Genomic DNA, 13,264 nt, shown 5'->3' on the forward strand with positions numbered 1-13,264 from the left:
GGCCCTTATGAAACTTTCACGATTAACGCCAGTCGTATTTATTGTATGGCTTGTTTTTTATCTGTTTGGCAATAATATGTTGCCTGTTACGGATCCGGTGGAATCTAACTATGCGTTAACTGCTAAGGAAATGGTTCTCTCCGGAGATTGGTTGTCACCTCAAATTTACGGCACCTATTGGTACGATAAACCGATTATGATTTATTGGCTCATTGCCCTTGGATTTAAAATCTTTGGTATCGCTGATTGGGTGGTTCGTTTACCAAGTGCTATCTTTGGTGCTTTATCTGTAGCGACTATGTACCAATCGATGCGTACTATGAGCGGCAAGTGGGCCCTAGGCTTAATTGGGGCCGGTGTTCTTGGTACATCCCTCATGTTCTGGACCGTAGCTCATGGAGTTATTACGGACATGGTGCTACTTTATACGACGATCATGGTCATGATTTATTCCTATAAGGGGATGGTGGAACAGAAACCACATGCTATGATTGTGGCCTATATCTTTGCAGCCCTCGGGGTGCTCACAAAGGGGCCTGTAGCACTTGTCTTGCCGGGGATGATTTTACTTGTCTTTGCCGGTATCAATCGTTCTTGGTCGATGGTGAAAGCTATCTTTGATTGGCGTGGCATTCTTGCCTTTTGTGTAGTCTGCTTGCCGTGGTATGTGTATATGTACAGCGTTCACGGGCAAGATTTTATCAATGGCTTTTTAGGGCTTCACAATGTAACACGGGCCACGCAATCTGAGCATCCGGAAGATAATGTATGGTGGTATTATATCGCCATCTTCTTAGGGGCTTCTTTGCCGTGGACTGGTGCCGTTATTTACGGTATGATTGATGGTTTTAAACAACGACATACTGGCTTTATCTATAACATGACTTGGGGCGTAGGTATCCTTTTATTCTATACCTTAATGGCTACAAAATATCCTTTATATACATTTGTGAGCTTAGTTCCCTTTAGTGCTATCGGCGCTATGGGCGTTATGAAGATTATACGTAAAGGTAAATCTAGAGCGGTTAAATGGGTCATTATGGGACCTACCTTACTCTTATGGATTGCTTATGTAGCGGGATCATTCTTTGCTCCATGGGGCTTTTATTTCTTGCTCTATGTTGTGGCGGCCGTAGCCGTACTCTTGTTATTCCACGCATGGTATACGAAAAAAGGGTATCGCCTTGTTAGTATCATTGTTCTAGGTACGATGGTTATTTCTTCCATTGTTGTGGTAGAAGGGTTAGAACCATTTGTAAAGCAGCGTAGTAATATCGATGTAGTACCTGTGGTAGATTCCTATGATGGGGATATCTATTACTACAACGGGTACAGTACATCTGCTGTATACTATACAGGTCATAAGATTATTAAAATCAACGGTGATGAAAGTCGCTGGGATGATCGAGATAAATTGAAAAAACGCAGTGCTGAATGGTCAAAGAAATATCTTATGGAACAAGTTAATGAAGAGGAATTTAACAAGATAATCGCCTCTGGTAAACCTCTAATGCTCATCGTTCCAAAAGGTGAAATCAAGCACTTCCGTCAGTCTACAATCTATCCAAATGTATCTGAGTCTAGCGAAGCTGGTACAGCTGAGGTATATGTATTGAATAAAAAGACTATATTCAAGTAAGTTTAACAAGAAAGTCTAACAAGTAAATAACGACTAGTAGATAGGTAGCATCCTTTGGGTGCTACCTATTTTTTGTATATAGATGACTGTATGTATGATGTATCTAAATGATTGTAGTTTGTGATAAGTCAAAAGTGGTTGGAGAGATTGAATGGATTATTGATATATATATATATATTTGATCCTAGGTATTCTGGCTTATATTGATGTATTTCGTACTCAAATAATAATACCTACAATATTGCTATGTTTTATTGACATAATTAATACATATTGATATAGTAGGGTATAAATGAGTTTAGAAGACAAGGTGTTCTAGAACCAGACTTCATCTAGGTTTTAGAAAAGTGTGAAAAATGACATGTGTCAAAAACGCCCCTTGTTATGAGGTAGAAAGAGGGGAAGTTATGAAGAAGACCTGGTATCTAATCATCGGAGTGGTTCTCTTGGTTATTGGCTGCATAGCCTATGGTTATCATGAACACCATAAACCAAAGACGGCTCAAGAATTAAAGACTGTACGCGTAGCCTATTTACCAATTACCCATGCATTGCCGGTATTCGCTACAAAAGAATTAGAAACGGCAGATGGTCCTGTACATGTAGAGCTTGTTAAATATGGATCTTGGCCAGAGCTCATGGATGCGTTAAATACTGGTAAGGTAGATGCCGCAGCTGTTCTTGTTGAACTTGGCGTAAAGGCTCGTGAACAAGGTATTGATGTCCGTGCTGCTGCACTTGGTCATACAGAGGGTAATATTATCATCGTAAATAAGGATATTAACTCCGTTCAAGACTTAAAAGGCAAATCCTTTGCTATCCCTCATAAACAATCTACTCAAAAAATTCTCGTGGATTGCATGCTTGAAGAAGCGGGTCTTTCTGAAAAAGATGTACAAATCGTAGAAATGAGCCCTCCAGAAATGCCTTCTGCTCTATCGGTAGGACAAATTGCTGGGTATAGTGTAGCCGAACCATTTGGCTCTCTAGCCATTGAAATGGGAACTGGGAAGGTCTTCGAAGATCCTGACCATCTCTGGCATGATAATATTTGCTGTGCTCTTGTGTTTAATGGTCAATTCGTCGATGAACATCATGACTTGGCAAAAGCTTTCACAAAAGCCTATCTTGATGCAGGTAAATACCTAGATGAGCATCCAAAGGCACAAGAAGAGATTTCCTTAAAGTACATGAAGTTTAATGACCCAGTTATTGAACGTTCCCTCAAAGTGATTGGGTTTAAAGATTTAGCCCTTACAGAGGACCGTTATAATGCGCTTGTGCATCACATGACACATATTGATTTAATCAAAAAAGTGCCGGCCTATTCAGAGTTTGTAGATCAATCATTGTTACCATAGGAGGGGGACCATGAAGAAATATACATATGTGCCAGGTTCATTTATCGCAGCTTGGCTAATTTGGGAGTTAATCGTTTGCCTCGGCGGTTTTAATGAAGCGCTATTGCCAACGCCGTATAAGGTGTTGGTCGGATTTGGTGAACTCATTGGAGACGGTGTCCTCTTTAAGGATATTGCAGATAGTTTAGTACGGTTCTTCATCGGTTACATCATTTCTGTTGTGGCTGGTGTATTCTTCGGCCTTATCTTGGGGTGGTATAAGGGGATTTGGAACTACATCAATCCAATCGTTCAAGTCATTCGACCAATTTCTCCTGTGGCGTGGTTGCCCTTTATCGTTCTCTTCTTCGGTATCGGACAAGCACCAGCTATCGTTATCATCTTTATCGCAGCATTCTTCCCGGTGCTATTGTCCACCGTGTCTGCTATTCAAAATATTGACCCTGTGTACATCAAGGTAGCGCGCAACTTTGGTATTAAACAGCCAGAACTGTTATTTAAAATCGTATTACCTGCCGTATTCCCAGGCATTGCATCGGGTCTTCACATCGCTCTCGGTACAGCGTGGATTTTCCTTGTAACAGGGGAAATGGTAGGCTCTCAAACGGGCCTTGGGTTCCTCATTATTGATATGAGAAATAACTTGCGTAACGATCTCTTGATGGTAGCCATTTTAACCATCGGTTTCGTTGGGCTTTTACTCGATTGGGGCGTGTCCCTCATCGAAAAATGGATTTACAAACGTTGGGGTATTGAGAAATAGGAGGTGGCCTCATGGGTTACATTTCGGTGCGCAATGCACACAAGGAATTTATGAAAGATGGGGAACCACTCACCATTCTTGAAGATATTAACTTAGATATTGAAAAGGGCGAGTTTATTTGCCTTCTAGGCCCTTCTGGTTCTGGTAAAAGTACGCTATTAAATGCTATAGCTGGCTTTGAGCTCGTTACATCTGGTTCCATTACGATCGATGGTGAAGAGGTAAAAGCCCCTCAACTCAGATATGTAACGGTATTTCAAAACTATGGCTTGTTGCCGTGGCGTACAGTGGAAAGCAATATCGAGCTAGGTCTTGAAAGTAAAAAGGTGCCTAAAGAAGAGCGCCCTGCTATCATCGACAAATACGTTAAAATGGTAGGCCTCGATCACGCTCGCAATCGCTATCCTGCAGAACTATCTGGGGGCATGCAACAACGTGTATCCATTGCTCGTGCACTAGCGGTTGATCCTGATATTATCTTCATGGACGAACCACTAGGTGCCCTTGATGCGTTGACACGCATCAACTTGCAAGATGAAATCTCTCGCATCTGCCGTGAAGAAGGTAAAACAGTTGTATTCGTTACTCACGACATTGAAGAAGCCGTAGTCCTTGCGGATCGCGTTGTAGTACTAGCCGCAAATCCAGGTCGAGTACAAACTATCATCCCTGTAAACATCATAGATAGAACAGACCGTACATCGCCAAACTTTGTTAATATTCGGAACCACATCTTCGAACAATTCCAACTGGCAAAAGAAGACAAAATCGAGTTCTATATTTAGTTATATATGCCTTAACGAAACACCCAAGGAGTTTTACACTCTTGGGTGTTTTATAATAGACAAAACTCTAAAATAATGTATACTATAAGTAGCTAAAAGAGTAAGGAGTTCCATTAGTGTACACCTTAAAAGAACCACCCAAGTATTTCGACGTCCTTGGGTGGTTCTTTGTTTATCTGATTACGGAGATAACCCGATGCTCATCACCATTTAAAATACCTATCGAGCAATTTACAAGTGTAGTAGCTAATTACATTTGTCATAATAGGTAATATAAAGAGTAAGAAGATTTCTTCCATAGTGTCACCTCCTTACTGCACCGTACTTCTCGGATTAGAGATGGTGACATCTTGATTGTAGTACATATAACTATATATTTCTTATGCAATTCGTGTAATTATCATGTATAGTAGATATATATCGGTAATAACCTATGAAATTTAAATTGGAGGCTGTATGTCTTTATTTGAGTTAGAGAAGACCTTGTCTTTTGATGAATATATAAGATCCTTTGATACAGAGCGTGTAGAGAAGGTACGCGGTTTTGTAGATTGGCTCTCCCAGTATTCGGGGAGTCTTGTCCATAATCCGTGGGGTGAGGTAAATCCTGATTTAGAGATTGTCACAAAGGGCTTTGATGCGGCACAGGTGCGCCGAGATAATTTAGTAGCTTATTTATTGCCCCGCTTAGGTCGAGCTAAGGTCTTTGTAGTGGCTGAGGCTGTAGGCTATCAAGGGGGACGCTTCACAGGTATTGCCATAACTTGTGAAAGAATGTTGTTAGATAAGCACAAAACCATTCGTGCGAAGGCTGTAACGCCTATTCAGATGGAACGTACTAGTTCACCTACTAGCTCTTTGCTAAAAGGAACACAGCAAAAGGATGGTTTTAATGAACCTACTGATACTGTGGTGTGGAGTGCTATTATTGAAAAGGGCATCGATTCTTATGACACATTGTTGTGGAATATATTCCCCTTCCACCCGCATAAGGAAGGAAATCCACTGACGAATCGGACGCCTACGGATAAAGAGCAACAATTAGGTTGGGCCTATACAAAACGCTTGTTAGATTTACATCTCGAGCTAGGTGGTGTAGAACCTCTTATGCTCGCTGTAGGTCAAAAGTCTGCTGATACGATGGGCAAATTTGGCCTGTCTGCTATTGGCTTGCGCCATCCAGCGAACGGTGGAGCTAATCTATATCGCCAAGGCTTTGCTGAGGCCGTTGAGGCGTACTTAAAATAGTTCGGTACATAATGGTAGAATAGTAAGAAATAGATATAAAAGAATGTAGCTATATGTATCTTTTTTAGTTACGTGGTTAAGCACCAATTATCTTGAGAGCTTAAGCGTGCATTTTAGAAATTGAGAGAGAATTTTATAGATTAAGAGTGCCTTTTATAGAGTATTGGAGAGAAGTTTATGAAACGTTATTGTGATGCTTGCCGTCATTATTGTGATGAGGCGGCTATGTTTTGCCCTACCTGTGGGCAGTATACAGTAGCAACAGAGGTGGAGCGTATCGCACCAGAAGGCGATGTAATCTATCCTTTCGCCCATTACCAAATGAGTTATAAAGATACATTCCTCTATGTAATGGGGAAAAAGTTCATGGATACGGATGGGCGTGCCTCTCGTAGAGAGTTTTTCCAATTTCTGTTGTTGTGGCATATTGCTATTATTGGCTTGTTAGCGATGTTTTATGGCTTGACAACCATATTCCATACGGGACCGTATCTAATCGGATTGGCAGGTCTTATCGTTGCCATACTCAGCTTAGTATCCTTGATGCCTTTGGCTGCGTTATCTGTACGACGCCTCCATGATACTGGTAAAAGCAGTGCTACCTTGTTGTTGTTTCTTATTCCCTTTGTAGGGCCTTTGATCTTATTAGGTTTGTTATGTGTAAAAGGACAGCCACAGGATAATCAATATGGCAGCGCATTGCAACATATCGTCATAGATAAGCGTTTGGCATCTATTATGAAAGTATCTCCTACGAGTAGTGCTTTAACTACACGTGTTCTTGTGGTATTGCTTGTTGTTGTAATCTGTGTATTTGGCGCATCTTTACGTGCGATGGGACCAGCTAATGAGGTATTCCCTGACGGATGGTTTACAAACTCTATCGTTGGTGCTGGTAGTGTGGAAGCATCGCGTGCTTCTGTACAGAATTATTTTGATTCTGTAAATAATAAGGACTATGATAAGGCTTTCACCTATATCATGAGCCAAACTAGTACAAATCCAGTGGAAAAGCAAAAATGGCTAGAGTCCATGAAACAGGCACCAAAGGTGGATGTAGTATCCTTAGGTGTTACACGGGTGAGTCGCACAGGAGATTTGAAGCGCATTGTCTTTGATGCAAACCTACAAACCACAAAGGTTGGCGCCGGTGTTGTAGAATCAACGCCGATGAAGCGCTATATTTCTGTCATTGAAGAGAATGGTGTGTGGCGTATCGAAGGATTTTACAAAACTATGCCAGATGATGACAAATAGAATATGATATATCTAAATAGCGTTAACATGGGGGCTACCCTCTTTTGTTAACGCTATTTTTATGTTACAATAGACATAACGTATGAAAGCGAGGCTTTCATCAAAATCGATCGGATTATATTGTAAAGATTATTAGATTGGAACGAAGAGAACGTACCCGTCGCGGCTGACATGTCTAATGATGGCAATATACTCATTTGCTATGGCAAATGGTCACAACAACACTAGGAACGGCAAAAATTGATAGCGCATTTTTGCGCCTATTTGACGAGACGCTAGTATTTTAGCGCCTTTTTCTTTGTGTGGCCTCCATAGCATAGATCAATTCAAGTGATAGGTGAGAAAAGAAACTATGTTAAATAAAATAATGAACAAAATTTTAGGAGGAACTGTGAATACAACAGATAATCAGGTTACTGCACAAGTGAAAGCAGAACCAATAGTAGCAAAACCTGCTACTCGTACAGCTGCGGCTGAAGGCGAACATAAACAGACTCGCCGCCGCACTAATACACGTCGCCCTGCTGGCGAAGGTCGTACTCGTCAACATGCAGCTGGTGAAGGTGAAGGCACAACACGCCAACGCCGTACAAATACTCGTACAAATGCAAATAGTGGTCGTACAAATACGACACGCCGTACAAATACACGTCGTAATGCTGAGCAAGGTGAAGGTCAAGAACGTACAGAACGTAAACCTCGTCAAACTCGTGCACCACGTGGTGAACGTAGTGAAAATACGCGTAATACGCGCTCTAACAATGGTCGCAATAGTCAAAACCGTAACAACAACCGTCCAAATAATCGCTCCACAAACCGCAACAATCAAGAGGCTCCTGTGGAATTAGTAGGTCGTACACCAAATGGCGCTAATAAGGGTAAATTCCAAATCATTCCTCTTGGCGGTCTTGGTGAAATCGGTAAAAACATGACCATCTTCCAATATGAGGACGAAATCATCGTTCTCGACTCTGGTCTTGCGTTCCCTAGCGAAGATATGCTTGGCGTAGATATCGTTATTCCTGATATGAGCTATATCATCGAGAATAAGGATCGCGTGAAAGCTGTCGTAATTACCCATGGTCACGAGGACCATATCGGTTCCTTGGCATACCTTATGAAAGAAATTAACTGTCCAGTATATGCAACAAATCTCGTTTGTGGCTTAATCGAAGGCAAGTTTAAAGAACATAAGGTATCTCCAAAATGTCTTCGTACCGTTGCTGCAGGCGATGAAGTTCAAATTGGTCAAGTGAAGGTTGGTTTTATCCAAACAAACCACTCCATTCCTGACTCCTGCGCTGTGTACTTCGATACACCAATCGGTACTGTACTTCATACAGGTGACTTTAAAATCGACCAAACACCAGTTGATGGCCGTTTGATGGATATGCACAAATTTGCTGAGCTCGGTAATAAAGGGGTATTAGCCTTGATGTCCGACTCTACAAACGTTGAAAAACCAGGTACTACAGGTTCTGAAAGTTCCGTAGGTCCTGCTATTAAACAAGCTGTTGGAGAAGCAAAAGGCCGCGTTGTGTTAGCTACATTTGCATCTAACGTATCTCGTATCCAACAAGCTATTGATGCGGCAGTAATGTTCAATCGTAAGGTTGTCGTTATGGGCCGCAGTATGGTAAATGTTACAGAAATCGCTCAAGAACGCGGTTATTTGAACATTCCACCAAATACAATCATCGACGTAGATGTAATGCACAACTACACAGATGACCAAATCATGATCTTAACAACTGGTTCTCAAGGTGAACCGATGGCAGGCTTGTCCCGTATGGCTACAAGCAACCACCGCACTGTAGAGTTGGCACCGAATGATACAGTTATCATCTCTGCTACACCAATCCCAGGTAACGAAGGTGCTGTAGGTAGAACCATCGATAACTTGCTTCGTCTAGGTTGTCATGTAGTCTACGGTAAAGACCGTGGTATCCACGTATCTGGTCATGCGAGCCAAGAAGAGCTTAAAACGATGCTCAATCTTGTTCGTCCAGAATACTTCATTCCAGTTCATGGTGAGTACCGCATGTTGCGCCGTCATGGTGAACTTGGCGTTGCTATGGGCGTAGATCCTAAGAAAGTCCTTATCGGCGACAATGGTCAAATCTTTGAATTTGATAAAGATGGTGGCCGTAAAGGTGGCCGTGTACAAGCTGGTGCTATCTTCGTTGATGGCCTTGGCGTTGGCGATGTAGGTAACATCGTTATCCGTGACCGTCAACAATTGGCACAAGAAGGTATGGTTATCGTTGTAATGGCGATGGATAAAGCTTCTGGTACAATCGTAGCTGGGCCAGACCTCGTATCTCGTGGCTTCGTATACGTACGCGATGCAGAAGAACTCATGCTTGCTGCAGAACGTAGGGTAGAACAAGTTCTTGAAGATTGTGAAGTACAACGCATTAAAGATTGGACTACTATTAAGCAAAACGTACGTGACGCATTGGGTAAATTCTTCTACGATAAAACTCGCCGTCGCCCTATGATTTTGCCGATTATTCAAGACGTATAATCACATATGATACACAAAAGTACCGCACCCTATGGTGTGGTACTTTTAACATTTTAAAAAGGACCTATGGAATCTACTATAAATAGCGGTGTCATCGCATTTATCTACTATATAGGGTATTTGAAGTTACCTTTTTAAACTGTTATAATTAAAAGATACCAATTAATCTATCTTCTTATATAGAATGGAGATTTATGAAACAAACAAATACAAGAGCGATGGTAGAAACTGCATTTGTATCGGCTATCGTTGTTATGTTAACTCTAATAGGAACGACCGTACCATTCCTTAGCTTGCTAGCGACCTTAGTTGCACCTGCAGGGATTGCACTCATTGGTATCCGCTGGGGCAGCCGATATAGCTGTGCCGCATCAGCAGTGGCATTTGTACTCGTATCCTTATTAGTAGGCCCATTAATGGCGCTTGCGACCATTTTGACATACTCCTTGCCAAGTATTTTTCTCGGTGAGGCTTTCAGAGCAAATTGGCCCTTGGGTAAACTTATCGTTATACCAGCCATAGCGCTTACAGTGACGAGTCTTGTGGGGATTTTAATCTCTGCAGGTGTTACATCCTTTGATTTGACTCAGATTAATCATATGATTGATGTAGACCTTAAAAATGCGCTTATTGAGTCTATTAAGCAACAGCCTATGACACAAGAACAAATGGATGCCTATATTAATCGTATCGATCTTGCTATACAACAAGCGAAGCGGATGATTTTGGCATACTGGTTTGGAGCTAATACGGTTGTTATTTATATTCTTGCTAAACTTGTTACATATATTGGGCGCCGTACCAACAGTGTGGTGCGCACATTGCCTCCGATGGATACTTGGCGCATGCCGATTTGGGGTGCTGGCGTATTAGCCGTAGGTATTATCCTTGCTTATGGCGGTCAGTACTTGGGCTATGCTAATGGTATTCTTTCAGATATAGGCCTTAATATTGCTTTGTTGGGTGGCATGATATGTGGTCTCAATGGTATTACATGCTTGTTATCCATTATGAAGTCTTATAACTTGGTAGGCATCTTTAAGTTTGCTATCATAGGCTTCCTGTATGTGATGAGTCCAATGGCACTCGTTATATATGGTATTTTAGATATGTTTTTAGATATGCGAGCACGTTTCCAAAAACGTAGCTTGTAATAGGAAGGAGGCCGTTATGAAATCCTTTCAACGGAAATGGGAAGGTTTAGAAGTTACCATTATTACCGTTATCATATTGTTGTTATTATTGCTGGCCTATTTGAACTGGGCCATTGCAGTTTTAGCATTAATTATCGTAGTAGCGGCATATTTGGTTAACTACAATACCCTTCATAACCGGCGTCGTTTAGCAAGGGAACAGTTTGGGGCGATGATGAAAAACGTCACACAAGCTTCTAACTTTGCTTTACAAAACTTGCCAATGGGCATTGTTCTTGTTAATAAACAAGGCACCTTGGTATGGAATAATAGTGTTTTTGCAGACTGGGTTACAGTAGACTGGAATAAACTTCAAAAAATGTCAGCTCTATTGCCTGGCTTCCGTATCGATAAAATCTGGGGCAAATCCGGATATATGACGGAGAAATATGATGAAAGATATTTCCAAATCATCTATAAATTCATCGATCCTCGTGATACGCGACCAGATATCAATAGCGAAGATGAATTGGCCGAACATGCAGTCATGGCTCTGTACTTTAAGGACATTACGGCTCTCGAAAAGGCCCGTATTAAAGCTGAAGAAGATCAACCTGTGTGGGGCATGATTCAAATCGATAATCTCGAAGAATTGACAAAAGGTCTTAGTGATCGCGAGTATACTAGCGTTTGGACCGATATTAATAACATTATTATGGATGAAATTGATAGACAAGAAGGCTTCATTCGTAACTTCCAAGATGATATGTATACCTTTGCTATTTCTCGTGGTGCACTTCATGCGATGGAGGAAAATGGATTTAAAATTCTTGAGAAAATCCGTAAATTGCCTTCTCCCCGTCAGGTGCCAGCTACGATTTCTATTGGTATTAGTGAGAACGTAGGCTCTGTAAAAGAGGTATCAAGCCGAGCTCGTGCTGCTCTAGATATTGCATTAGGTCGCGGTGGTGACCAAGTGTGTATTATGGATGGTGAAAGCACCCGCTTCTTTGGCGGTAATACAGCTGGCGTTGAGAAGAATACTCGTGTTCGTGCTCGTGTTGTATCACAAGCCTTACATGAGCTTATGCTTGATTCCGATAAAATCCTTGTGATGGGTCATAAGCGTGAAGATTATGATGCGTTAGGTGGTATTATCGGTGTTGTAGCTATTGCACGTACCTTGGGTAAAGAATTACGCATCGTACTTTCAAAGGAAACGAGCGCCATTGATAAAATGGTAACTGTTCTGAAAGAAGATGAGTTCTGGACAGAACATATCATCACCCCTGAAGCGGCAAAAGCTTGGGTAGACGCTAATACGCTCACTATTGTATGTGATACACATCGCCAAGAAATGGTAGCAGCTCAAGAGGCTCTTGAAATTTCTGAACGACGCATCGTTATCGATCATCACCGCCGTGCAGCGGACTTTGTAGAAAATCCATTACTTACTTATTTGGAACCTACTGCATCGTCCACATCTGAGCTTGTTACAGAGCTTGTACAATACGCAGGTGGTGGCGTAAAACTTTCAAAGGCAGAAGCTACAGGTATTTATGCTGGTATTGTGCTTGATACGAAGAACTTTTATCAACAAACTGGTGCCCGTACATTTGAAGCTGCTGCATTCTTGCGCCGTGCAGGGGCAGATATTGAACGGGTTAAACAATTATTTATTGAAACCTTCGATTCTGTTCAATTGCGTGCTAAAATGGTATTTGAAGCCAATCGTACCGAAGGAATTGCTATTTCTGTAGCCCCTGAAGGTTTGAAGGATATGATGGCATTAGCTGCACAAAGTGCGGATATGCTCATCAGCAATGAAGATATTGAAGCAGCCTTTGTACTGTATTCTTTGAATGACGGTGGTATCGGCGTTAGTGCTCGATCCAAAGGCAAGGTAAATGTACAGGTTGTAATGGAAGCCTTGGGTGGCGGTGGTCACAGAACCGTGGCTGGTGCCCAATTACAAGGTATGACGATAGAGGAAGCGAAGAAGGCTATTTTAGACCATGCTCTTGAAGCCCTTCATTCCGCAGAGAAAGAGGAGGAAGAACAATGAAAGTAGTATTGTTAGAAGACGTTAAAAAGGTTGGTAAAAAAGGCGAAATCGTTGAAGTTAGCGATGCATATGGCCGTAATGTATTAATCAAAAAAGGTCTTGGCCTTGAAGGTACAGCAACTAACGTAAATAATGCGAAACAAAAGCAAGAATCCATCGCTCACAATAAAGCGGTTGCCAATGACGAGGCTAAAATCTTGGCAGCTCAATTGACTAAGGTTGAAGTAACTGTAAAAGTTCGCATGGGTGAAGAAGGTCGTGTATTCGGTTCCGTTACTGCAAAAGATATTTCCGATGCAGCTAAAGCGCAATACAAAGTAGATATCGATAAAAAGAAAATCGAAATCAAAGAACCATTGAAAACATTAGGCGTACATGATGTACTCGTTCGTGTTCATCCTGAAATTACAAGTACTATCAAGGTTAACGTAGTAGCTGAATAATAGTGTTCACCATGCTCTTTGAGTATGGTGAATTCTTTTATCC

Annotated in this window: 10 protein-coding genes; all 10 read left to right on the top strand. The window is 41.6% G+C overall.

What is annotated here, in order from left to right; genetic code table 11:
• The first annotated feature begins 7 nt into the window (after positions 1 to 7).
• Positions 8 to 1,639, top strand: coding sequence for an ArnT family glycosyltransferase (locus ACWTVK_RS04885; protein ID WP_456046119.1), 1,632 nt, complete (start codon positions 8 to 10; stop codon positions 1,637 to 1,639).
• A 407-nt stretch (positions 1,640 to 2,046) separates the two neighbouring features.
• A complete protein-coding gene (locus ACWTVK_RS04890) occupies positions 2,047 to 3,000 on the top strand; it encodes an ABC transporter substrate-binding protein (RefSeq protein WP_456046120.1) in 954 nt (317 codons plus the stop codon).
• Between the two features lie 10 nt (positions 3,001 to 3,010).
• On the top strand, positions 3,011 to 3,763 hold the full coding sequence (locus ACWTVK_RS04895) for an ABC transporter permease (RefSeq protein WP_005381247.1): 753 nt from the start codon (positions 3,011 to 3,013) through the stop codon (positions 3,761 to 3,763).
• 11 nt (positions 3,764 to 3,774) lie between these two features.
• On the top strand, positions 3,775 to 4,548 hold the full coding sequence (locus ACWTVK_RS04900) for an ABC transporter ATP-binding protein (RefSeq protein ID WP_105081743.1): 774 nt from the start codon (positions 3,775 to 3,777) through the stop codon (positions 4,546 to 4,548).
• 456 nt (positions 4,549 to 5,004) lie between these two features.
• A complete protein-coding gene (locus ACWTVK_RS04905) occupies positions 5,005 to 5,796 on the top strand; it encodes a uracil-DNA glycosylase (RefSeq protein ID WP_456046121.1) in 792 nt (263 codons plus the stop codon).
• 177 nt (positions 5,797 to 5,973) lie between these two features.
• Positions 5,974 to 7,053: a DUF805 domain-containing protein gene (locus tag ACWTVK_RS04910; protein ID WP_456046122.1), complete on the top strand. Its 1,080-nt coding sequence runs from the start codon at positions 5,974 to 5,976 to the stop codon at positions 7,051 to 7,053.
• A 391-nt stretch (positions 7,054 to 7,444) separates the two neighbouring features.
• Positions 7,445 to 9,580, top strand: coding sequence for a ribonuclease J (locus tag ACWTVK_RS04915; protein ID WP_456046123.1), 2,136 nt, complete (start codon positions 7,445 to 7,447; stop codon positions 9,578 to 9,580).
• 194 nt (positions 9,581 to 9,774) lie between these two features.
• The gene (locus tag ACWTVK_RS04920; protein ID WP_456046124.1) at positions 9,775 to 10,734 is read left to right on the top strand and encodes a DUF2232 domain-containing protein; all 960 of its coding nucleotides are present in this window, start codon (positions 9,775 to 9,777) and stop codon (positions 10,732 to 10,734) included.
• A 16-nt stretch (positions 10,735 to 10,750) separates the two neighbouring features.
• Positions 10,751 to 12,778 (top strand): DHH family phosphoesterase, encoded by a 2,028-nt coding sequence (locus ACWTVK_RS04925; protein ID WP_456046125.1) that lies wholly within the window; start codon positions 10,751 to 10,753, stop codon positions 12,776 to 12,778.
• Positions 12,775 to 13,221, top strand: coding sequence for a 50S ribosomal protein L9 (rplI, locus tag ACWTVK_RS04930; protein ID WP_004694699.1), 447 nt, complete (start codon positions 12,775 to 12,777; stop codon positions 13,219 to 13,221). The genes ACWTVK_RS04925 and rplI overlap by 4 nt, the downstream gene beginning before the upstream one ends.
• Positions 13,222 to 13,264: the final 43 nt, after the last annotated feature.

This window comes from Veillonella sp. Ser01 (assembly GCF_053850375.1).

Coding starts and splice junctions, on each gene's coding strand:
- ACWTVK_RS04885 (WP_456046119.1), top strand. CDS start 8: ATGAAACTTTCACGATTAACGCCAGTCGTATTTATTGTATGGCTTGTT.
- ACWTVK_RS04890 (WP_456046120.1), top strand. CDS start 2,047: ATGAAGAAGACCTGGTATCTAATCATCGGAGTGGTTCTCTTGGTTATT.
- ACWTVK_RS04895 (WP_005381247.1), top strand. CDS start 3,011: ATGAAGAAATATACATATGTGCCAGGTTCATTTATCGCAGCTTGGCTA.
- ACWTVK_RS04900 (WP_105081743.1), top strand. CDS start 3,775: ATGGGTTACATTTCGGTGCGCAATGCACACAAGGAATTTATGAAAGAT.
- ACWTVK_RS04905 (WP_456046121.1), top strand. CDS start 5,005: ATGTCTTTATTTGAGTTAGAGAAGACCTTGTCTTTTGATGAATATATA.
- ACWTVK_RS04910 (WP_456046122.1), top strand. CDS start 5,974: ATGAAACGTTATTGTGATGCTTGCCGTCATTATTGTGATGAGGCGGCT.
- ACWTVK_RS04920 (WP_456046124.1), top strand. CDS start 9,775: ATGAAACAAACAAATACAAGAGCGATGGTAGAAACTGCATTTGTATCG.
- ACWTVK_RS04925 (WP_456046125.1), top strand. CDS start 10,751: ATGAAATCCTTTCAACGGAAATGGGAAGGTTTAGAAGTTACCATTATT.
- rplI (WP_004694699.1), top strand. CDS start 12,775: ATGAAAGTAGTATTGTTAGAAGACGTTAAAAAGGTTGGTAAAAAAGGC.